We start from the raw sequence: 20,113 nt of genomic DNA on the forward strand, positions 1-20,113 counted from the left end.
TGGAGACGCAGCACTTCCCGGACTCACCGAACCACCCGTCGTTCCCGTCGACGACGCTGCGGCCCGGGCAGACGTACCGGACGACGACGATCCACTCGTGGGCCTTGAGCTGCCCGTTCCGGCTGCGGGTGGGGCCGTAGGCGATGGGGGAGTGGGCGGGCAGGTGATCGTCGCCGATGCGCAGACCGGCGGTGATGACGGCCCTCTTCATGTGTCCGGTGCCGGTGTCGGAAAAGCAGCGCACCCGGACTTCCGGGCTGCCCTCACCGTGTTCGACACGGAGCAGGAGCGCGGCCAGTTCCTGGATCTCGGGATCGCCGGTGCCGCGTTCGGCTTCGGCACGGACCAGCCAGGCGGCGTGATGGGAGAGGAAGCGGCTGCGGATCGCTTCCGGGGTGACGGGCATGTCGATTCCGCGCATGCGAGGCCTCCTCGGTCAGTACGTGGCGGGCTCGAAGCCCTCGACGTCGTCCTCGACCACGGCGTCGAAGGGATGGGCGTGTTCCTCGTAGGCGCGGCGTACGGCATCGGGGTGCCGGTCCACGTCGTAGGCGCACGCCCAGTTGTCGTCCCCGGAGTTCTGGGCTTCGCGGAAGAGTCGGTCGATGGCGGCCTGGTCGCCGTCGGCGACCAGGTGGGAGGCGGTGACGGTGAGCGTGGTCTCCTCGTCGTCCCAGCGGCCGATGAGCAGGACGGCTATGGCGGCGGTGCCTTTCGGTTCGTGGAACGGACGGGTCAGTAGCGGATGGGGGCGAGGATGGTGACGGTCCATCGGCCGGGCCCCACCGGGGCGGTCGCGGCGACGAAACTGCCCCGGATGTCGTCGTCGAAGTGCTGGCTGATCAAGGCGAGGAGGCGGAGCTCGGCCTCCCGGGGACCCGGGGCATCGATGTGGAAGTCGACGGTGGTGCAGTCCTGGTCCGGGACTTCAGTCGCTCTGGTGGTCTGCTCGGCGTTCCATTCGTCGTCGGGGACTGCGGGCAGAAAGTCCATCGGGAAGCGGATCCCGGAGCTCGGCAGAAGCATGGTCAACTCGCGTTTCAGAAAGGCACGGAGGGCTGGCCACCCGACGGGCATGGATTGGCGCCGGCGGGCCAGCTGGCGGGAGAGGTGGTGGAGCGAAGGGCTTCGGGAACGGCCGGACACCTTCACCATACAATCAAGATACATCTTGAAACAGGTATCTGCAACGCAGGATGCCGGCATCCTCCGGGTGTGGTTGGGCTGGGACAGCCGAACCGGACGACGCGGGTCCCATCGGTGGCACGAAGAGCGGGAGAGGAAGATGCGCGTGCCGGGGACGGGCGGGTATGCGGCCGGGGACAATGACGGGCATGTCACTCTCTCTGGCGAGCAGCATGCAGGCAGTCGCCCGGCTGCTGGACAGCTGCGGGCCGCTGGCACCCCTGCGGCTGAGCCTGAGCGCCCGCGACGTCCAGGCCGAGGTCTGCGCCGACGGCCACACCGCGATGAACACGCTTGAACGACTGGCCGAAGTCACCGGCACCGACCTGGCCGGCACCGACTACGGTGCTTCGCTGACCGCCGACCTGGGCCGCGACCTGGTGCTGGTCGCTGGCATCGCCCCGGCGGCCAGCACCGGCCCCGGCGGCCGCGCGACCTCCACCCAGGCCGCTGCAGATCTTCTGCGTACCGTGGCGCCCTGGGCGGCCGCATTGGACGAAGAACTGCAGCAGACGGCCGAGCTGTGGGTGGAGGACGACGGCCACACCTGCACCCTCCGGCTGCTGACAACGGCCGGACACGACAGCTGCCTGGAAGCCGTCGCCGCAGCAGCCGGGAAAGGCCTCGCCCGGCTCCGGACATGGCCCTCGCAGAGCGGCGTCGACGGCGTGGGCCAACTCCCCTGCGGCGCCACGGTCCAGATCGGCGTGGTCAGCCTGGCGTGACACGCGCCGCTCCGACGATCCGGAAGGACGCCGCGAGGGCGGCGGATTTCAAGAAGCGCCGTACGGATCGCCCGCACGGGCCTGGCGGAGCGTCTCGGCGTGGGTCTCCGCGCAGAAGCGGGCGATGAGGACCCACAATGGCACGGACAGGCCCGGCAGCTGGCCGACCAGAAGCTGGGCGGCTTCGTAGACGGCGTGCTGAGCGCGGGCGACGTCCATCGTGTCGTCGCCGCGCTGCGCCCGCTCCAGCGAACGCCCCGCGGCCAGGATGTGCTCGTGCGCCTCCCGGCTGACCCGCTCCAGCCGCATCGGACTGCCCGGCGTGAACAGGGACGGCGGGGGAGGCGCCGGGTCGAAGACGGCCAGGCGGCCCCGGCCGTGGCGTACGGCCCGCAGCTCGACCATGTACAGCACGGCCGAATGCCAGGCCGCCGCATCCCGTTCACCGGTGCGCGACTCGAAGGTGGTGATGGCCTTGTCGGCGCTCGTCTCGGCGCTCGCGAGCCGGCCGGGACCGCCGCCGAGACGGAATTCCTCCAGCGCATGGGCGGCTTCGACGACATGCACCTGCGCCGAGGGAGCGTAGTCCTGCAGACCACGCCGCATGAGGATGTCACCGTCCTCCACGGTGATCAGCGACCCGGGTGCGGCCGGCTCGCCGGGTTCGGCGGGGAGTTGGGGGTGGGACGGGAAGGACATGGTCGTCATGCTCCTTGGGACTGAAGCGGAACGGGGCGGTGGGCTGCGGGGACGCTGCCGGAAAGGGGTGTGGCGTCAGCCGGGCAGGGGGTACGTCTCCACGTCGTCGACGGGCGGTTCGTCTCCGGACAGAAGGCGCTCCATCTCCGGGTCGTACTGCCAGTAACGGAAGCGGAAGTGTTCCGGTTCGTCGGCTGGGTGCTCCGGAGCCGTCGTGATCGTGGCGCTGCACGCCAGAAAGCGGCGCCCGTCGGCGTACGCGTGCCCGTGGTGGCACTCGCCGTGTACCGAGAAGGACTGAGGGCGTGCCGACCCGGGGACCAGGAGCCAGAAGGACAGCGGAGGACGCTGCCGTGCCCTGCTGTGGCCGGCTTCGCGGGACCAGTAGTCACTGAACCACGCCATGGTGCGGACCTCGACGCTGTCCGGCGTGACCAGGAGGAAGGTCGGCTCCGCGGTGGCCGTGCGGGCCACCGCGCCCAGCAGCGAGCCGGCCGCGCCGGGCTCGGCGGGGAGTTGGGGGCGGGACGGGAAAGACATGGTCGTCATGCTCCTTGCGACTGAAGTGGAATGCGGCGGTGGGCGGGACAGACGTTGGTGCCGGGAGAGGTTCGTGGCATCAGGTGGGGCAGGGCCCACGCCTTCGCGTTGTCGGCGGGCGGTGCGTCCCCGGGCAGGAGAGGTACAGCGTTGGGAGCGTCCTGCCGGTGTGGAAGCGGTACTGCCGCGGCTCGCTGGCGGGGTCCGAGAGCAGTGGGCCCAGGACCCGCCATGCGGCGGGCCACCGGAGTCCGCGGGCGGTTCGCCGCCGCCTGGAGCGAGGTCACACGGAGCGCCGTCCGGGAAATCCTGCCTCTTCCAGGACACGCGCAACCGCCGCATCAGCTTCTTCGGCGCCGATGATGTACAGGTGCATGGCCTGAGCCGCGCCGTAGTCCTCGCTGTCCCAGTCGATGTACAGCGGGCCCTGATGGGACCGGTGCTGTTCGTTTCGACGGTCGCGGAAGGCTACGGCTTCCTGGCGGGTTGCCAGGTATGCCAGGCGCAGCCCGTCGTCGAGCTGGGCCACCTTGCCGGTGACCTCGTCCATGACGACCCAGGGCCGATCCCGCAGCATGTCGAGCCGGTGGCGGCGCAGATAGAAGCGCGTCGTGGACCGGCGGTCGGCGAGCGGGGCGGTGTCCTCGTCAGCGTAGTTGTGAAGCCCGTCGTCGTGGGCGTGGTTGAGTGGAACAGCAGCCTGTTCACCCAGCCAGCCGGGCGGCAGGCCGGGAGGGACGGGAGCGGAGGCCGCGGCCCGGCTGCTGTTCAGCCACTCCCACAAGCCGTCGGGTTCGTGCAGACGGCCGTCCTCAGTCTCCGCGTAGACGCGTGAGCTGCCTCCGAAGCTGCTCCCGTCGTGGTAGTCCCAGAGACAGATGAGACGTACGCCGACTGCGTCCTGAAGGCGGCCGAAGACCCGGTTCACGTCGTCAGGGCCGTAACCGTCAGCGAGGCGCACGGCGTAGCCACGCGCCTTGGGTTCCTCGGGACGGTGCCCGTCGTCCTCGGCGGCAGGCGCAAGGAGCTGCGCGACTTCGTCGAATCCGCCCGCGCCGGACGGTCCATCGGTGCCGGAGCGGCGCGCGGTCGGGCTATTGGAATCGGATGTGGCCATGGTGAACCCCTCGGCAGGAGGCAGAACCGGACAGTCGAGACTGAATCAAAATACATGATGGAACATGCTTGAGCAACAGTCATAATACATAGTGAAAAATGATTAAGGATTGACACCGGCAGGGTTGTACGTTAGATTCGCGTTAGATTCGAGGAGTGGGAGGAAGTTGATGGACGACCCCGTGGAGGCGGTCCTCAAACGGATCTCCATGGACGGTCCTGTGCCGCCACTGCCGCTCCCGGAGGAACGGGCACGTCTGCGCGAGGAGTTCGGGTGGACCAAGACCCAGCTCGGTCAGGCGCTGAAGGTGTCCCGCGAGACCGTGTGGACCTGGGAGAAGCAGCCGCCGCGCGCACCGCGGGGTGCGAAGGGCCAGCTCTACGCCCGGATCATGGCGCACTTCGCTTCTGAACTGTCCCGGGTCGCCGACGCCACCTCCGTCGATTCCGCCGCCCCTCTCGTTTCCGAATGGCTGCCGGCGGCAGAGGAAGAGGCGGAGCCACAGCTGGAGCTCAGCTTCGAAATCGAGGACCCGCCGGAACTGATCTGGGACGCGCCGGCGTCCGACGCTGCGCCGGAGCAGGAGGACCTCGGCTACGACGCCCCCGGCTCCTGGACGGAACTGCCCGAGGGCCACAGCCGCTCCTGCATCCGGTGCGGTCGCCCGACGACGGTGCTCGTCGGCGGGCAGCCCCGCCACGTCTACCTGGAAGCCCACGCCCGCATGGGCATGCCGCGCTGCGGCACCCAGCCGGTCACCGCCGCCCCTCCCGTCACCCCGGCCCCGGCCGTCGCCGTCCCGCCCGCGCCGGTGGAAGCCGCCGCCCCCGCCCCGCGGCCGACCGCGACGCCCGCTGCCCGGACGGTGCCCGCATCCCGCGGACACCGGGCCGCCGCGGCCCGGCCCGCCCGCCGCACGAAGAAGTCCGCCGTCAAGCCGGTGGCGCCCGAGCACGCCGACGGCCCCCTCGCCGTCCTCGCCGTCACCGACGGCACCCTGACCGCGCATCTCGTCGACGGCCGCACCGTGCCGTGCCCAGCCAAGACCATCCAGGCCCTGGCCGCTTGGGCCCTGGACAAGAAAAAGATCCGCCTCGGTGCGGCCAAGCTCCACGACAACGGCTTCGACCAGGATCCGCTGGTCGTGCTCACCGCATCGGCCGCGGCCCACTTCGACCTGCCCGCCCGCCTGGAAGACCAGGAAGGCCTCCGCCTGCCCGCCGACCACAAGATCGTCAAGAACCTCACCCGCGCCGGCTGGGAACTGACCAAGTCCGGCTTCGGGCTCTGGCCGAGGATCTTCAAGCGCCTCGACGGCCAGCGCCACTGCGTTCAGCTCGCCATCGTGCCCTGGCGCGCCCTGGAGACGCGGGCCTGGGGCAGCGCCGGCGAGGACCTTTCCGCTCCTGAACTCGCCTCCATGCTCGGCACCTTCGCCGATCTGGTCATCACGCCCCGCGGCACGGTCGCCGTCACCGCCGAGGAACTCATGACCGCGCTGCGGCCCCCCACCAAAGCCGAGTGGGACAACGACAAGAAGAAGTGGGTCTCGGCGAAGGTGCCCCACACCCTGCACACGGTCGTCGACCCGGCCCCGTGCGAGGCGCCCGAGGAACACCCCATCGTGGCGGCCGACTACCCCGACGAAGGGTCCCGGCCCGCGAGCGAGGCCCTCGACGAGGAAGCCTGTATCTGGATCCGCCCCATCGACGAGGTCACCGACGACGAACGCGCCCTGCCCAACGTCGCCGCACTGGACGTCTCCGTCGCCTTCCTCGCCGCCTGCCGCCGCCTCCACGTCGGCACCGGCCCGGCCATCCACCGCCCCCGCAACCCCCTCTTCGACCCCGAACTGCCCGGCTCCTGGTACGTCGACCTCTCCCACGTCGACGTCGACCCGCGCCTGCCCAACCCCTTCACCCCCAGCGGCCAGCGCCCCGAAGGCCCCGGCTGGTACGCCACACCCACAGTCGACTACGCGGTCGAACTCGGCGCCGACGTCCGCCCGATGGAAGCATGGGTCCGCGAGACCCACAGCCCCTACCTCCAGCCCTGGTACGACACGCTGCGCGCCGCGCACCTGACCGTGATGGCCGGCCTCGGCGTCACCACCGACCTCGACGACGAGGAATTCCTCGCCGCGATGGCCGTGTACAAGGACGGCGACCCGACACTGGTCACCCTGTCCAACGTGATCAAGTCGGTGGCGAAGTCGGGCATCGGCAAGCTGCGCCAGCGCCCCAACCTCGGTATCGACTACGTCTTCGGCGAGCCGTGGCCGGCCCTGAACAAGAAAACCTGGCGGCCCGACATCCGTGCCATGATCCTGTCGAAGGCGCGGATCAACATGCACCGCAAGATGTGGAACCTCGCCGACACGGCGGACCGCTACCCGCTCGCCGTCAACAACGACTGCGTCGTCTACCCCGTCGACGGGCTCTCCCCGCTGCCGCTCCTGCTCGGCCCCGACGGCCAGCCCGTACGCGGAGGCTTCCGCCTCGGCGTCAACCCCGGCTCCGTCAAGCACCAGGGCTCCCAGACCATGACGTGGGCACTGGACCTGCTCGCCGACGGCGTGAACATCGCCAACGAGATCAAGGACGCCAGCCTCGTGCGGGTGGCCTAACGACCAGAAGGAAACCGACTGACCGTGGGACTGATCGAAGACCGCCTGGGCGAGGCCGCGGACACCGCCTTCAGCCAGCCGATCCCCAAGAGCATCGGCGCGCGGGTCCGCTTCCTGCTCAAACAGGAGAAGGGCCTCAGCCGCGCCGAGGCCGCCCGCGCGGTCGCCGAGAAGATCGGCAAGAGCCAGCGCACCGTCGAGCGCTACCGCGACGACCAGATCAAGACGGCCAAGCCCGAGACGGCCGCCGTCATCGAAGCGGAAGTGAAGAAGCTGTGGCAGCCGCTGGTCAAGGCACGCAAGCTGCAGTCGGCCATCACCAGCACCGGCATCAAGGTCGACGTCCGCGGGAAGTTCGGCTTCAAATCCCCCAAGGGCACCACCAACGACCCCCGCTACCGGCGCCTGTCCCGCCGCCTGGACGCCGACGTCGCCCGCGCGCTCTACGACGCCAAGCAGGCCGGCGCCGATGAGGACGAGCTCGCCCAGATCGTCGCCGACGGCCTGCGCGACGACTACTTCACCGACGGCGGCACCCGGGCCCAGTCCCTTCAGCAGGTCGCCCTGACCGACATCGACCACATTCGCTTCAGCCTTGGCTGACGTGCCGCCCTCACCGGGCTGAAAACGAAAGGACAGGCCACCCCGTGCCCGCGACCGCCACCGCCCCGCCGCCCAGGATCAGGCTGCGCAAGCACCAGTCCCAGGCCGTCCACGCCGCCCACACCGCGCTGCGGCACACGGCCCGGACCTCCATCGTGATGGCCTGCGGCACCGGCAAGACCTACGTCGCCGAGCGCACCGCCGCCCGCGTCGCCCCCCAAGGCACCCGCCTGGTCCTGCTGCCCACCCTGGAACTCCTCGCCCAGACCGTCGACGACTGGCGCACCGCCGGCATGAGCGGCCCCGTCCTCGCCCTGTGCTCCAAACGCCCCAACACCCGCAGCGGGCCCGTCCCCCACACCACCCACCCCGGCGTCCTCGCCGCCACCGTCGACAAGTACCCCGACCTCACCGTCTTCGCGACCTACCACTCCCTGCACCGCGTCGAAGAAGCGCACCAGGACTACGCCATGCCGCCCTGGGCGCTGATCACCGTCGACGAAGCCCACCGCACCAGCGGCGACCTCGGCAAACGCTGGGCCGCCGTCCACGACGACGACCTCGTGCCCGCGCACAAGCGCCTCTACATGACCGCCACACCGAGGATCTGGTCGGCGGGCGAGCCCGGCGACGACGAGGACGCCTCCCTCGTCGCCTCCATGGACGACCCCGCGCTCTACGGCGAGACCTCCTTCCGCCTCCCGCTCGCCGAGGCCATCGACATGGACCTCCTCGCCGACTACCGCGTCGTCGTCATGGAAGTCCGCGAAGCCACCATCCGCACCCGCCTCGGCATCTCCGACAAGGCCACCGAAGCCGAACTGCGCCAGGCCGCCCTCCAGATCGCCGTCCTGCGCGCCATGGCCGAACTCGACCTGCGCCGCGTCGTGACCTTCCACCACCGCATCGCCGACGCCCACGACTTCGCCGCCACCCTCCCCGACACCGCATCCCTCCTCTACGCCCTGGACGAGACCGGAACCGGCTGCCCCGACCCCGGCGAACTGTGGGCGGCCGCGATCGACGGCACCCAGGACCCGGCCTGGCGCCGCCACCTCCTGGACCGCTTCGACGGCCGCCCCGGCGAGGACCTGGCCCCCGCCCACCGCACCGTGATCGCCAACGCCCGCCTCCTCGGCGAAGGCGTCAACATCCCGGCCATCGACACCGTGGTCTTCGCCGACCCCAAGGAATCCATCGTCGACACCGTCCAGGCCGTCGGCCGCGCCCTGCGCCAGAAACCCGGCCAGGGCAAGAAAGCCACCCTCATCGTCCCCGTGTACGTCGCCCCAGGCGAGGACGCCGACGACCTGCTGGGCTCCAACCTGTACAAGCCCCTCTGGCGCGTCCTGCAAGCCCTGCGGGCACACGACGACCGCATCGCCGACCGGCTCGCAGTCCCCCAGCAGCCCTCCCACCCCGAACCGGAAGACGACGAAGCCGAGGTCCCGGTGGACATCGTCTTCGACCGGCCCTTCCCCGCCGACACCATCGCCCAGGCCTTCCGGCTGCGCGTCCTGCACCCGCGCGAGGCCGCCTTCCGCCGCGGCCTGGAAGCCGCCACCGCCTACTACGAGACGCGCGGCCACCTCGACGTCCCCCAGCTCTACGACGACGACACCGGCTTCGCCCTGGGCCGCTGGATCAACCGCATGCGCAAGGCGTACGCGGCCGGCACCCTCAAGTCCTCCCAGATCAAAGCCCTCGAAGAGATCGGCATGATCTGGAACCTCAACACCCAGGCAGCCAAGCGCGGCCTGCTCCACGCCCGCAACTGGGCCGCCACCCGCGGCCACCTCGCTGTCCCCTCCAACGAGATGATCGGGGACTTCGCCTTCGGACGTTGGCTCACCAACCGCCGAAGCACCGCCCGCGCCCGGGCGGAGAAAGGCCTCGAGCCGGACCCCACCGACACCGCTCTCACCGGCCTCGACCCGTACTGGAACCCGCCGTGGCCGATCACCTGGCAGCGCCTCTACTACACCGCCCGCCTCTACGCCGAGGCGAGCATCACCCTCGACGACCTCCCGGCCGACTTCGTCACCGACGACGACGAACCCCTCGGCGAATGGGTCCGCACCCAGAGCACCGAGTTCGCAGCCCTCCACCCCCAGCAGATCCAGCTCGTCCGCGACCTCGGCATCACCCTGATCGAACCCCCTGAGGACGAGGCGCCCCAGCCCACCGGCCGTGCCGCCCGCCAGCAGCGACAGCTCGAACAGGGACTCGCGGCCGTCGCCGCCTTCCGCGCCCGCGAAGGACACGTCCACATCCGCCAACGCGACACCGTCACCGTCGACGGCACCGAGGTCAAGGTCGGCCAGTGGCTCAACAACCTCCGCAAACGCTGGGACGCCCTCCCCGCCGAACACCTCCAGGCGGTCACCGCCGCCGGCCTGACCCGCCACGCCCAGCCCAGCGGCGACACCAGCCAATGAACCCCGGCGAACAACTCCGGCCACACCCGCGCGCCAACCGGCCAGACTCCCCGCCACGAACCCGCGTGCGCAGCACCCAGCGGATAGACATCCACCCGGCTGGGGAGAGACCAGGCGGCCAAGCCACCGGGGGAGAGGACCTCATATGGGGACGGCGCTGCTGGCGGCGTTAGCCGCCGCCGTACTCGGAGTCGTCAGCGCAGGGCTCGTGCGGGCCGGACGGCGCGAGGCACGGGCGGAGAAGGCCCGGCTCGCCGAGGACGCGCAGCGCCAGGCCCGCCGTTCCCTGGACGCGGTCTGGGCCATGGACGACCGCGGCTTCGAGGAGTACGTCGCCCAGCTGTGCCGCCGCGACGGCTGCACCCAGGTCGAACGCGTGGGCGGCTCCGGCGACCTCGGGGCCGACGTGATCGGCTACCTGCCGGACGGCAGGAAGATCGTCGTGCAGTGCAAACGCTTCGCGAAACACCGCTCGGTCGGCAGCCGCGACATCCAGACCTTCAACGGCACCGCCCGCGCCGAACACGGCGCCGACGTACCGGTCTTCGTCGCGTCCTGCGTGTTCACCCGCCCGGCCCGTAACTTCGCCGCCCGCCACGGCTTGTGCCTCATCGACGTTGACCTGCTCGGCTTCTGGAACAGCGGCACCACCATCAGCTCCCTGGTGGAACTCGACATCAGCCGCTCCGGCACCCACCACAGGCTCAGCCCCGACCACGACTGACAAGGACCCCAACGTGCCGGACACCGAGACACCCATCCACGCCTGGCACATCGAAGACCGGGAGTACCAGCGTCACCAGGAGCGGCGCGGCCGCCGCTTCGCCTACCCCAGCATCACCCCCGCCCGCACCGCCCTGGTCGTCATCGACATGGTGCCGTTCTTCGTCGACGCCAACCCCTACGCCCGCGGCATCGTCCCGAACATCCAGCAACTCGCCGACCGGCTGCGGGCGGCCAGCGGCCTCGTCGCCTGGGTCGTGCCCGCACGCACCGAACGCACCCCGGCAGGCGACGAGTTCCACGGCCCCCAGGCCGCCGAGATGTTCCGCAACTCCGGCGGCACCGGACCGCTGCCCGGCCGGCTGTGGCCGGGCTTCGCCACAGACCCCGGCGACATCTTCGTGGAGAAGAGCGCGCCGAGCGCCTTCTTCCCCGGCCGCTGCCCGCTCCCAGAACTCCTCGAACAGAGCGGCATCGACACCGTCCTGGTCACGGGCACGGTCACGCAGGTCTGCTGCGAGTCCTCGGCCCGCGACGCGTTCACCCTCGGATTCCGCGTGGTCATGGTCGCCGACGCCAACGCGACCGGCCGCGACCAAGACCACAACGCCACACTCGCCACCGTTTACAGATCCTTCGGCGACGTGAGACCCACCGCGGAGGTCCTCGCCATGATCGAAGCAGCGCCATAAGAACCCCCGCCGGCCAGCGCGCATCCCGACCACATCCGCAGCGGACCCCCCCGGGCCGTGCACGGCGTAGCGTGCACGGCGTAGCGCGTCGCGCTGGGCCGAGCGGGGGCCAGTAATGCAGAACCAGCGCGAGGGGTGTTCCGACACGGACCAGCGGCAGCCCTACGCAGCCCTGACCACGGACAACGCGCAACTCCGCCCCTGCTCGATCGCAGTGCTTGAATGAACCCTCGTCCCGCTGAGCAAGGAGAACCACCGTGCCCCTGGTGTCCGTCGTGATGCCCGTCTACAACTCGGCAGCCACGCTCGGCGCAGCCGTCCGGTCGGTACTCACCCAGACCCACAGCGACCTGGAACTGCTGGTCACCGACGACCAGTCCTCCGACGAGTCCATGGACCTGCTCATGGAGTTCGCCCGGCAGGACGAGCGCGTCCTGCCGGAGCCCGCACCCGAGCAGGGCGGCGCCGGCAGGGCCCGCAACCTGGCCATCCAGCGGGCCCGGGGGGACTACATCGCCTTCCTCGACAGCGACGACCTATGGCTGCCGGAGAAGACCGAGCGGCAGATCGCCTTCGCCGAAGCGGGCAGCGCGCCGCTCACGTTCACCTCGTACTTCAAGATGGACGCCGACTACGACGGCGAGAGCACCGACTTCGTCCCGAACGGCCGCATCATCCGCGCACGAGAGCACGTGGACTACCGCGCGATGCTGGTCCGGGACCACATCGGCGCGCTGACCGCCATGTACGACCGCACCGTCCTCGGCAACAGGCTGATGCCGGAAATGCGCAAACGCCAGGACTACGCCCTGTGGCTGTCGATCATGCGTGACGGCGCCGACGCCCGGGGCCTGGCCGAACCGCTCGCGGTGTACAGGGCGCATCAGGCGGGCTCGGTGTCCTCCAACAAGTTGTCACTCCTGCCCTACAACTGGGAGCTGTACCGCCAGCACGAAGGACTGTCGGTCCCACGGGCGACGCGGGCTCTGACCGGCGCCGTGTGGCAGTCCCTGCGCAACTCGCGGATCTAGACCCCGGCTCCGGCCGGACACCCGCGCCCTATGAGGCGGCCGGAGGCGACCTCCGCGGCGCGCGCAGTGACCCCCGCGGAGGCGGCGGTGATCCACGAGGTACAGGAACGGAGACCGGTGATCAGGACACAGACGGGCGAGGCCACCGCGTTCAAGGGGCTGATTCTCGACTTCGCGGGAGTGCTGACCGAGCCAGTGGGCCAAGCCCAGCGGTCCTGGTGCCTGGAACAGGGGCTGACGGAGTCCGCATGGGCGAACGCCTTGGAGGACCATCCCGAGGGCCGAGACCTCTACAAGGCACTTGAAAGCGGGCGGATGACACAGACCGAGTGGAACCGCCGAACCGCCGCACTCCTCGGTCTCACCGAACACCACAACCTGATGGGCCGGGTCTGGCACGACGTCCGCCCGGCCACGAAGATGATCGCCCTTGCTCGAGCAGCGCGGCGGGACGGCTACGCCACCGCCCTGCTCTCAAACTCCTTCGGCCTTGACCCGTACGACCCCTACCAAGAGCTCGGCGTGTGGGACCTGTTCGACGTCACCGTCATCTCCGAACACGTCGGCGTCGCCAAACCCGATCCCGTGATCTACCAGATCACCCTCGACCGGCTCGGGCTGCCCGGGCCCACTTGTGTTTTTGCTGACGACCGTCACGAAAATCTCATCCCGGCCGCCGCACTGGGCATCGCGACCGTGCACGCCGACGGACAGGACACCACCGTCGCCCACCTGGCCCGGCTGCTGAACCTGCCCCCCGACCCGGCCTGAGCGGCACTGGCATCCTCGCCGACCTGCGCGGCAACTCCGCGCCCACCGCCAGGCCCCCCCTGGTCCGGGACTTCCTCGAGCGCACCGTCCAAAGGCTCCGCCGGGCAGCGGTACCGCGATCAGGCCGGGGACCCGGCCACCACCAGCGCCCCGTCGTCTTCCCGCCGGGTATCACGGAGCTTCAGGTCCGGAGACGAGTAGAGCAGCACCCGGCCGTCGTAGAGGCGGTACTGGTACCGCGTGGACCGCTCCAGGTCACGGCGCTGCTGCGGGTCGCCGTCGGGCAGCACGAGCTCAACGAACCCGTTGCCGTCGACCAGCACTCCCCGCGATGTGATCTTCCCGGTGACGGTCGCCACGAAGGTGTCGGCGAAGATCTCCACCCTGTCGCCGTGCATCGGGATGGGGCCGGGGAAGTCGGTCACGCCGTCACCCCCGCGAGGGGCATTTCGATGATCAGGGCTGCGAAGAAGCTGTCCACGGTCCGGCAGTGTCCTCGTTCTCGGGGCTGATGGTCCCGCCCATCCTCGCGGTGCCCCACCCGGCCGCGCCACTCCCCTGCCCGGTGCGGCCCGTGGCTCCCGCACGTGAACGGCCATGGCGGCCTGCCGACTGTGGGGCAGTGAAGACGCCTTCCGACGACGCTGCCGGGCCCGAACACGTTCCTGTGCCGGTGCGGGTCGTGCTCCCCGCCGATCCGCTGCTCGGGACCGAGCAGCCTGAGATCGTCGCGCGGCTGTGGAAGCGGCGGCAGACCGAGACGGGCTGGGTTTTCCTCGTGGGGCTGCCGTCGTACCGAGACCTCGAGGACGGGAGTGTGGAGGCGGCGGAGTACCGGGTGTGGGTGCGCGCCCCGCAGCACGTGCGGCGGATCGACGGCGTCGACTACGACCAGGTCGTGACCGAGAGGCTGGAGCCCTCGCCGCAGTCGGTGGTCCAGGAGGTCCTCGGGGAGCGCCGGCCGTCGGGATGGGTGCTGGCGAAGGTTCGCGGCGGGCGAGGCCCGGACCAGGGCGGTGTCCTGCACGCGCCGGACTGCGACGAAGCGCCGCAGGGAGCTCCGCTGCTCGATCTGGAACGCGCCCTGAACGTTGCGGAGAATCCGGCGACCCGGCTGTGCACCCTGCGCGGCCGTGCAGCAGGAACGCACGCCCCTGCTGCACGGTTTCGACCACATCGACGGTTCCTAGCCGCGCGCTCCGGGCCGCTCAACGGCCCGGCGGCTGCCGGGTGTTCATGGCGGCTTCGGTCGCCGCGGCCGCCCAGGTGGGCAGCAGGTCAACGGCGGCGCCGGCGTGGCCGCGCGCGATGCCCCGGGTCAGGCCGTCCCATTGCGGGCGGGGCCTGATCGGCGGGAGGCCACTGATGTCGTCAGGCGGCCGCGACGGCCACAGGCGGGTCAGCCACAGCCACGTCGCGACCGGGGGTTGCCCGGCGTTGGGCACGGGCGCGTCCGGGGCGGTGTCGAGCCTGTGGGCCAGGTCCTCACCGACCACGGCCGCGGCCAGGTCCCGCACGTGCAGGGCGCCCTGCTCGCAGTGCTGCCCGAGCTCCGTCAGCGGCACGTCGTCGGGGCTGCGGCCGCTCTGGTCGGCGAGCGCCGCCAGGACGACGGCAAGGAGGCCGCGGATTGCGACGTAGTCCCAGTTCTGCTCCGTGCACAGCGCGGGAGGCTGGAAGCACGCCGTGATCCGCCCGGCCCGGGCCAGGGCTTGGCTCCACCCGTCGCCGGCCGGCGTCACGCCGCGCGGTACGTCGCTGCCGTGTCGCGTGTCTGGGACACGCTTACCTCGGTCAGACCCGGCATCCGGTCGGCCCACTGCTCGTAAGCCCACACGGCGAACAGTTCGGCACTCGGGCGCGCTCCGACGATCCCGTTCAGATGCTGTCCGCGCAGCTGCTCGTCAGCCCACTGCTTGAGCGTCTGCTCGTTGCTGACCACGACGGCCGCGTCCTGGCCGGCGAACACGAAGCCGAGTTCGTACTGGTGGCCGTGGACACCGTGCTCGTGATGCCACTGGGGCAGCGTCGGCAGGGCGTGGGTCGCCTCGAAGTACAGGGTGATCTCTTGCGTAACGGCCAACTCGGTTGCCCCCTCCGGCTCATGACGTTCCGGCAGCGTATCGCCGTGGCCCGGGTCTGTGGGCTCAGCTGGCTTCGGCGACCGTGAGGAGTCCGTATCCCTGGTACCAGCGGGGATCACGGACCGGCACGGGCGACATGCCCAGCGAGGGGGCGACCTCCGCCAGGGACCGGTAGTCGCCCCTGCGGCCCGGTGCCTGCCGCAGCCGGTAGTCCTGCAGCGTGTTGTAGGCGCCGTCGGCGAGGTGCGGGGTTCGGCCCGCGTGCAACAGCAGGCTGGTGAACGCGCGGTACACCGAGCGGCGTACCCGGGCCCACTGCTCCGGGTCGCTGCCGATCACGCGCATCAGGGCGTGCCAGTGGTCGGCGTACGGTCCGGTGGGGGCCGGCCACCCGGTGACGCCGGGCGTGAGCCTGGCCCCGGCCTCGTCTTCGTCCTCGCTCCAGTTGCGCAGCTCGGAAGCGAGCCGGTCCAGGTCCAGGTCGCCGATCGCGGCGCCGGTCCATCCCATCGCGATCCGCAGGGACTCCGCGACCGCGGCCACCAGGTGGCCGCGGGCCTCCTGGTCGTCCCCGAGCAGATAGCCCCGGTGGGGCTGCACCGAAGGACCCTGCTCCTGGTGCCAGCGGACGACGGCTTCCGCCCACGGCCACGCGTCGGTGTAGGGGTCGCTGCCGTCGTGGGCGGCCTGGTACGCGGCGGCGAAGTCGGGCAGGACGGCATGAGGGTCAAAGGCCATGGCCGCAGTCTGCCCCACCACCGGCAGCGTCATCCGGGGAACCGGTACCGCAGATGTGTTCCCGCCCGGGTCAGGCCGCCTCGGGCACGGCCGTCAGGCCGTCGATGCCCTGGTAGGCGAGCGGATCGCTGACCGCGACCGGCATCGTGATGCCGATGATGGGCGCGGTGTCGGCGAGTGCCATGTAGCTGGAGTCGTAGGTGTTCTGGCGGTACCTGAGAGCGGCGCCCCGGTCCATGGTCTTCGACGTGTGGAACAGCAGCCCGAGCAGCACATCGTCCGCCCCCGAGGCCAACCGGCGGGCACGGTCGGGATCGCCGGACAGGAAAGCCGCCTGCCACCGGTCGGCGTACGGGCCGGTGGGCTCCGGCCATTCGGGAGTTCCCGGCTGAGGACGGCTCGCGTTCGTCGCCCAAGGCTCCGCCCAGTAGCCCAGCTCGCTGCGGGCGGTCTCCAGGGCCAGGTCTGCCGGCAGGCGGTTGTGGCGGACCATGCTTAGGCGCAGAGTCTCGGCGATGGCGGCCGGAACGTACTCGGTGTCGCTGTCGCTCACGCAGGCGTTGCGCAGGCTCCACCCGAGGCGCTGCTCGTTCGCCCGCGACCAGGCCAGGGCGGCTTCGGCCCACGGCCAGCAGTCAGTGTAGGGGTGGCGGCCGGTCCGGGCGATGTACCGCTCCGCGTGGGCGGCCACCTTCCTGTTCGTCTCGCTGCTGCTCACTGCGTCACGCCCCCTGCTTTCAGCGGCCACGGTCGTCGATTCTCCGCTGGAGTTTCTCACCAACGCGGTGAGTGGGCAGGGCGTTCGGCGGGCGCGGCGCCTTCGCCCTGCCCGCAGTCGCACGCGTCGGGTCTATCTTCTGGCTCAGGCTGCTGCCGTCACGGTGGCGGCGGGGGCCAGGGGGACGACGACGATCGGCTCCCAGGTGATGTGCCGGCGGTCGTGGCGCTGGGCAACCAGCGACAGGTGGGTGGCCCGCAGCACGACGGGGCCTGCGTAGTCGCAGTCGCGGTGGCGCCTTCCGAACCCGTCAGTTACCGGCAGCGTGCGATGCCGAAACGGCTGCGCGGCTTCACGGCCAGCGCTTCGGCGGCCGCGCGTTCGGCCTCCTCCGCCTGGCGGCGCGCGAGGCGATCAGCCTTCGCACGTTCGGCGGCCTCCTTCGCGCACGGCCCGCACAGCCGGTCCCCTCGCCGGGCCACGAGGCCCCCTTGATCTTCTGCCAGCGTTCGTCGGTGAACTTCGTGCCGCACTGCTCGCACACCGGCCGCTGTGCCTCGCGGTAAGCGGCCTCGCGCTCCCCCTGGCGCCGACGGGCCTCTTGGAGCTCCACCCGGTACAGCTTCTCGCCGTCGAGGTGGTCCAGGGCCTCGGACAGCGTCTGCCACTCATCGCGCCCGAGCCTGCGCCACACCGCGCCCGCGGCCCCGGCCGGGTCGGCGGTGATCCGATCAACTCGGTGACGACCACGGGCACCGCCTGGTGGTAGTCGACCACCTTGTAGCTCTCGCCCCGGTGCGGGGTGCCGGCGAAGTAGGTGCGGGCGGCCTGCTCCAGGCGCAGCATGCGGCTCTCGCGCTGCGCGGCGGTCTTCCCCGTGAACACGAACACCACCGGCTGCGATCTCGGTCTGCCAGGACAGCGGGGTGCCGTACCCGCCTCGGTGAGGACGGCCGCGGTCGAGGTGACGGCGGCGTGTTCGTCGTAGCCGTCGTCCTTCACCGGGCGGCCAGTGGTGTCGAGCCGGAGCTTCCCGATACAGGAGACTGGCCAATCCGGCCCGGCTTCACCCCGTGCACCGCATGCCCGGATCGGTCACGGGGAGCTGGCGCCGCCCTGGGCAGCACGAAACTCTTCCTGGATGGCGCGCAACTGCCCGGCGGACATCCGGTCGGCGTGGGTCACCCTGGTGACCCCCTCGGCCCTCATCTCCAGGAGGACCCCGAAGGCCTCCAACTGCTGCACGGTCCGCACGCATGCGGCGTCCGAGGCGACACAGGACGTCGACGTAGTGCCGAGGTAGGCATTCAGCTCGGCGCGTTCCTCGGGACCCAGTCGGACTCCGGCGGTTCCTTCGCGGGCTGCCGCAAGCCATGACGGGGCGGGAGCGAGATGCTCCAGATCCAGCCCCAGGTCCTTCAGCGCCGTCCGGATCCGCTCGCACCGCACGGCAATCAGCGAGTCGGCCACGGTGACCTCCGGGTCCGTCCGCTCCGATGCGGCCGGACCCGGGCATGCGGTAGAGGAGGGAGGAGAGACGGAGCGGCGGAGCAACTTTCTGAACATTGCTCCGATAATGCCACTCCATTCCAGCCAGCTGCCGTCCGGCCCCGCAGCACAACCGGCGCCAGAGCACTGTCACACCCCAGTGGCACGATGGTGGATCGTGCCCTCGGACAGCTCACACGTCCGGGGGGATCCACAGAGATGGAGAGTAAGATCATGAACCGCAGTGAGCTGGTTGCCTCGCTCAGCGACCGCGCCCAGGTGACCCGCAAGGACGCCGACTCCGTGCTGACCGCGCTCGCCGAGACCATCGGCGACATCGTCGCCAAGGGCGACGAGAAGGTCACCATCCCCGGCTTCCTGACCTTCGAGCGCACCCACCGTGCCGCTCGCACCGCCCGCAACCCGCAGACCGGCGACCCGATCAACATCCCCGCCGGCTACAGCGTGAAGGTCTCCGCAGGCAGCAAGCTCAAGGAAGCCGCCAAGGGCAAGTGAGCCCCGGACCTCCGCCCGCAGCCGCCGGCGGAAGATCCGGATAGCCGGGCCCCGCCCGGGGTAGAACGAACCCCGGGCCGATGCCTTCGGGCGACGGCCCACCACCACACCCCGGCCGGGAACCCCGGCGACAGCGAAGGACGCAGTATGGCCAGCGGCACCGTGAAGTGGTTCAACTCCGAAAAGGGCTACGGCTTCATCACCCAGGACGGTGGTGGCCCCGACGTCTTCGCCCACTACTCCGCGATCGCCGGTGGCGGGTACCGTGAGTTGACCGAAGGCCAGAAGGTCACCTTCGAGGTCACCCAGGGCCAGAAGGGCCCCCAGGCCGAGAACATCGTCCGCAGCTGACACCGGATAAAGCGCGCGCGCCCCGTCCGCCACTCTGTGTAGAGTGGGATCACCGACGCGGGGTGGAGCAGCTCGGTAGCTCGCTGGGCTCATAACCCAGAGGTCGCAGGTTCAAATCCTGTCCCCGCTACAGAAGCGAAGGGGACCCGGTCATCAGCCGGGTCCCCTTCTGCTGTCCCCGGACAGTGTTCTGCCGGGGGCGGGTCACTCCAGGGGGACGGCGACGGCAGGAGTGCCGCGGCGCAGCTGGAGGACGGCGGCGGCCGCCAGGGCAGAACTTACGACCCGGGCATGGCCGCCGATGACGACCCGCGCGTCGTCCAGTGTGCCGAGTTCGGCGTCGATCACTGTGCGGCGCCCGACCACCTCCACCTCGTAGTGGTCGTGACCGCGCTGGCGTACCCGATAGGCGTCCCCGCCGAGTTCGCACTCCCAGGTCCCCGGGACGGACTCCGACAGATCGACGAGGGTGCGGATCTGATCCAGCGGGCTCTCCGTAACCTGGTGGACTTCATCCGCGTGTTCCTCGAACGCCCTGCGCGCCAGCAGGGCGAAGCGATGCCGGCCCACCTCGCCGCACTTTGGACACACGAGTGCAAACCTGTCCGGACCGGCTGTCTCCTCCTCGGTGATCGTCCCCCGAAGCCCATTCACCACCGGCTCTTCGACTGCACCCTTGCGTGACCCTCGGCTCACCGAATCCGTCCATCCCTCGTGCTGGTGCTGACAGCACCCGCATTCTCCCGCCTGCCAGCACGGGACGCCGACGTATCGGACGAGCGCCCGCTGCCGCCGGCTGTCGGACCGCACCGAAGATTTCAGCGGCCACCGGCAGCGTCAGCGGCTAGGTAAGCGGCTCACTGTGCACGATGCGGACGTCACCCGTGCCGGGGTGTGCAGCCCTGCGATGGAGCACGCTGTCCGGGATCGCCTGCGCTTCTACACCGGCCGCTCCTACCCGCGCGGCTAGCGCGGGCCGCTGGCACCGCGGTGGACTTTCACCACCGGGGAATCCCTTCGAGCCGACTCCGCTGGTCTGCGCACCGGCCAGGTTGCACCGTCCCCGGG

23 protein-coding genes, 1 tRNA gene and 2 pseudogenes are annotated in these 20,113 nt (G+C 70.5%); 13 read left to right on the forward strand and 13 right to left on the reverse strand.

The window, feature by feature from the left end; genetic code table 11:
- Positions 1-140: pseudogene (locus tag ABZ896_RS12220) on the forward strand (hypothetical protein); the annotation flags it as partial.
- A gap of 296 nt (positions 141-436) precedes the next feature.
- On the opposite strand, the gene ABZ896_RS12225 reads toward ABZ896_RS12220, so the two are convergent.
- Both ABZ896_RS12225 and ABZ896_RS12230 read right to left on the reverse strand, forming a co-directional pair.
- Positions 437-772 carry a hypothetical protein gene (locus ABZ896_RS12225; RefSeq protein ID WP_360926062.1) on the reverse strand — a complete coding sequence of 112 codons (336 nt, stop codon included), beginning with the start codon at positions 770-772 and terminating at the stop codon, positions 437-439.
- Entirely contained in the window at positions 736-1,026 is a 291-nt protein-coding gene (locus ABZ896_RS12230) for a hypothetical protein (RefSeq protein WP_360926065.1), read from the reverse strand. The genes ABZ896_RS12225 and ABZ896_RS12230 overlap by 37 nt, the downstream gene beginning before the upstream one ends.
- Positions 1,027-1,334: 308 nt before the next feature.
- On the opposite strand from ABZ896_RS12230, the gene ABZ896_RS12235 reads away from it, so the two are divergent.
- Positions 1,335-1,910 carry a hypothetical protein gene (locus tag ABZ896_RS12235; RefSeq protein ID WP_360926068.1) on the forward strand — a complete coding sequence of 192 codons (576 nt, stop codon included), beginning with the start codon at positions 1,335-1,337 and terminating at the stop codon, positions 1,908-1,910.
- Between the two features lie 48 nt (positions 1,911-1,958).
- On the opposite strand, the gene ABZ896_RS12240 is transcribed toward ABZ896_RS12235, so the two are convergent.
- From ABZ896_RS12240 to ABZ896_RS12250, 3 genes are all read right to left on the reverse strand, one after another.
- A complete protein-coding gene (locus ABZ896_RS12240; protein ID WP_360926071.1) occupies positions 1,959-2,609 on the reverse strand; it encodes a hypothetical protein in 651 nt (216 codons plus the stop codon).
- Between the two features lie 75 nt (positions 2,610-2,684).
- The gene (locus tag ABZ896_RS12245) at positions 2,685-3,149 is read right to left on the reverse strand and encodes a hypothetical protein (RefSeq protein WP_360926074.1); all 465 of its coding nucleotides are present in this window, start codon (positions 3,147-3,149) and stop codon (positions 2,685-2,687) included.
- 283 nt (positions 3,150-3,432) lie between these two features.
- Positions 3,433-4,266 carry a hypothetical protein gene (locus ABZ896_RS12250; RefSeq protein WP_360926077.1) on the reverse strand — a complete coding sequence of 278 codons (834 nt, stop codon included), beginning with the start codon at positions 4,264-4,266 and terminating at the stop codon, positions 3,433-3,435.
- 169 nt (positions 4,267-4,435) lie between these two features.
- Between ABZ896_RS12250 and ABZ896_RS12255 the strand changes: the two genes are divergently transcribed.
- The 7 genes from ABZ896_RS12255 (at position 4,436) to ABZ896_RS12285 (ending at position 13,150) form a co-directional block, all read left to right on the forward strand.
- Entirely contained in the window at positions 4,436-6,892 is a 2,457-nt protein-coding gene (locus ABZ896_RS12255; RefSeq protein ID WP_360926080.1) for a transcriptional regulator, read from the forward strand.
- Between the two features lie 24 nt (positions 6,893-6,916).
- Positions 6,917-7,495, forward strand: a complete 579-nt coding sequence (locus ABZ896_RS12260; RefSeq protein WP_360926083.1) for a terminal protein TpgA1 — start codon at positions 6,917-6,919, stop codon at positions 7,493-7,495.
- 44 nt (positions 7,496-7,539) lie between these two features.
- On the forward strand, positions 7,540-9,933 hold the full coding sequence (locus ABZ896_RS12265; RefSeq protein ID WP_360926086.1) for a Helicase associated domain protein: 2,394 nt from the start codon (positions 7,540-7,542) through the stop codon (positions 9,931-9,933).
- Between the two features lie 145 nt (positions 9,934-10,078).
- On the forward strand, positions 10,079-10,657 hold the full coding sequence (locus tag ABZ896_RS12270) for a restriction endonuclease (RefSeq protein ID WP_360926089.1): 579 nt from the start codon (positions 10,079-10,081) through the stop codon (positions 10,655-10,657).
- Positions 10,658-10,670: 13 nt separating this feature from the next.
- Complete coding sequence (locus ABZ896_RS12275) at positions 10,671-11,348, forward strand: isochorismatase family cysteine hydrolase (RefSeq protein ID WP_360926092.1); 678 nt, start codon at positions 10,671-10,673, stop codon at positions 11,346-11,348.
- Positions 11,349-11,605: 257 nt separating this feature from the next.
- Entirely contained in the window at positions 11,606-12,379 is a 774-nt protein-coding gene (locus ABZ896_RS12280) for a glycosyltransferase family A protein (protein WP_360926095.1), read from the forward strand.
- 117 nt (positions 12,380-12,496) lie between these two features.
- Entirely contained in the window at positions 12,497-13,150 is a 654-nt protein-coding gene (locus tag ABZ896_RS12285) for an HAD-IA family hydrolase (protein ID WP_360926098.1), read from the forward strand.
- A gap of 119 nt (positions 13,151-13,269) precedes the next feature.
- Here ABZ896_RS12285 and ABZ896_RS12290 read toward each other — a convergent pair whose 3' ends face one another.
- The gene (locus ABZ896_RS12290) at positions 13,270-13,575 is read right to left on the reverse strand and encodes a hypothetical protein (protein ID WP_360926101.1); all 306 of its coding nucleotides are present in this window, start codon (positions 13,573-13,575) and stop codon (positions 13,270-13,272) included.
- A gap of 86 nt (positions 13,576-13,661) precedes the next feature.
- Here ABZ896_RS12290 and ABZ896_RS12295 point away from each other — a divergent pair.
- Positions 13,662-14,213: pseudogene (locus ABZ896_RS12295) on the forward strand (hypothetical protein); the annotation flags it as partial.
- Between the two features lie 145 nt (positions 14,214-14,358).
- Here the strand turns inward: ABZ896_RS12295 and ABZ896_RS12300 are convergent.
- The 6 genes from ABZ896_RS12300 to ABZ896_RS12325 all read right to left on the reverse strand — a co-directional run bounded on the left by ABZ896_RS12300 (position 14,359) and on the right by ABZ896_RS12325 (position 18,160).
- Complete coding sequence (locus ABZ896_RS12300; protein WP_360926104.1) at positions 14,359-14,892, reverse strand: hypothetical protein; 534 nt, start codon at positions 14,890-14,892, stop codon at positions 14,359-14,361.
- Complete coding sequence (locus tag ABZ896_RS12305; protein WP_360926106.1) at positions 14,889-15,233, reverse strand: 6-carboxytetrahydropterin synthase; 345 nt, start codon at positions 15,231-15,233, stop codon at positions 14,889-14,891. The genes ABZ896_RS12300 and ABZ896_RS12305 overlap by 4 nt, the downstream gene beginning before the upstream one ends.
- 64 nt (positions 15,234-15,297) lie before the next feature.
- Positions 15,298-15,972 carry a hypothetical protein gene (locus ABZ896_RS12310; RefSeq protein WP_360926109.1) on the reverse strand — a complete coding sequence of 225 codons (675 nt, stop codon included), beginning with the start codon at positions 15,970-15,972 and terminating at the stop codon, positions 15,298-15,300.
- A 70-nt stretch (positions 15,973-16,042) separates the two neighbouring features.
- Positions 16,043-16,690 carry a hypothetical protein gene (locus ABZ896_RS12315; protein ID WP_360926112.1) on the reverse strand — a complete coding sequence of 216 codons (648 nt, stop codon included), beginning with the start codon at positions 16,688-16,690 and terminating at the stop codon, positions 16,043-16,045.
- A gap of 352 nt (positions 16,691-17,042) precedes the next feature.
- Positions 17,043-17,384, reverse strand: coding sequence for a hypothetical protein (locus ABZ896_RS12320; RefSeq protein ID WP_360926115.1), 342 nt, complete (start codon positions 17,382-17,384; stop codon positions 17,043-17,045).
- A gap of 401 nt (positions 17,385-17,785) precedes the next feature.
- Positions 17,786-18,160, reverse strand: a complete 375-nt coding sequence (locus ABZ896_RS12325; protein ID WP_360926118.1) for a hypothetical protein — start codon at positions 18,158-18,160, stop codon at positions 17,786-17,788.
- A gap of 252 nt (positions 18,161-18,412) precedes the next feature.
- On the opposite strand from ABZ896_RS12325, the gene ABZ896_RS12330 reads away from it, so the two are divergent.
- The 3 genes from ABZ896_RS12330 (at position 18,413) to ABZ896_RS12340 (ending at position 19,175) form a co-directional block, all read left to right on the forward strand.
- Entirely contained in the window at positions 18,413-18,694 is a 282-nt protein-coding gene (locus tag ABZ896_RS12330; protein WP_360926121.1) for an HU family DNA-binding protein, read from the forward strand.
- 147 nt (positions 18,695-18,841) lie between these two features.
- Positions 18,842-19,045 carry a cold-shock protein gene (locus ABZ896_RS12335; RefSeq protein ID WP_360926124.1) on the forward strand — a complete coding sequence of 68 codons (204 nt, stop codon included), beginning with the start codon at positions 18,842-18,844 and terminating at the stop codon, positions 19,043-19,045.
- 56 nt (positions 19,046-19,101) lie between these two features.
- Positions 19,102-19,175 (forward strand) — tRNA-Met (locus tag ABZ896_RS12340).
- A gap of 74 nt (positions 19,176-19,249) precedes the next feature.
- Here the strand turns inward: ABZ896_RS12340 and ABZ896_RS12345 are convergent.
- Positions 19,250-19,615 (reverse strand): hypothetical protein, encoded by a 366-nt coding sequence (locus ABZ896_RS12345; RefSeq protein WP_360926127.1) that lies wholly within the window; start codon positions 19,613-19,615, stop codon positions 19,250-19,252.
- Positions 19,616-20,113: the final 498 nt, after the last annotated feature.

The sequence above is a fragment of the Streptomyces sp. NPDC047072 genome (assembly GCF_040643855.1).
Taxonomy (GTDB): domain Bacteria; phylum Actinomycetota; class Actinomycetes; order Streptomycetales; family Streptomycetaceae; genus Streptomyces.

Bases quoted from the DNA above. Each gene is read 5' to 3' on its own strand.
- ABZ896_RS12225 (WP_360926062.1), bottom strand. From the start codon at position 772: ATGGACCGTCACCATCCTCGCCCCCATCCGCTACTGACCCGTCCGTTC.
- ABZ896_RS12230 (WP_360926065.1), bottom strand. From the start codon at position 1,026: ATGCTTCTGCCGAGCTCCGGGATCCGCTTCCCGATGGACTTTCTGCCC.
- ABZ896_RS12235 (WP_360926068.1), top strand. From the start codon at position 1,335: ATGTCACTCTCTCTGGCGAGCAGCATGCAGGCAGTCGCCCGGCTGCTG.
- ABZ896_RS12240 (WP_360926071.1), bottom strand. From the start codon at position 2,609: ATGTCCTTCCCGTCCCACCCCCAACTCCCCGCCGAACCCGGCGAGCCG.
- ABZ896_RS12245 (WP_360926074.1), bottom strand. From the start codon at position 3,149: ATGTCTTTCCCGTCCCGCCCCCAACTCCCCGCCGAGCCCGGCGCGGCC.
- ABZ896_RS12250 (WP_360926077.1), bottom strand. From the start codon at position 4,266: ATGGCCACATCCGATTCCAATAGCCCGACCGCGCGCCGCTCCGGCACC.
- ABZ896_RS12255 (WP_360926080.1), top strand. From the start codon at position 4,436: ATGGACGACCCCGTGGAGGCGGTCCTCAAACGGATCTCCATGGACGGT.
- ABZ896_RS12270 (WP_360926089.1), top strand. From the start codon at position 10,079: ATGGGGACGGCGCTGCTGGCGGCGTTAGCCGCCGCCGTACTCGGAGTC.
- ABZ896_RS12310 (WP_360926109.1), bottom strand. From the start codon at position 15,972: ATGGCCTTTGACCCTCATGCCGTCCTGCCCGACTTCGCCGCCGCGTAC.
- ABZ896_RS12330 (WP_360926121.1), top strand. From the start codon at position 18,413: ATGAACCGCAGTGAGCTGGTTGCCTCGCTCAGCGACCGCGCCCAGGTG.
- ABZ896_RS12335 (WP_360926124.1), top strand. From the start codon at position 18,842: ATGGCCAGCGGCACCGTGAAGTGGTTCAACTCCGAAAAGGGCTACGGC.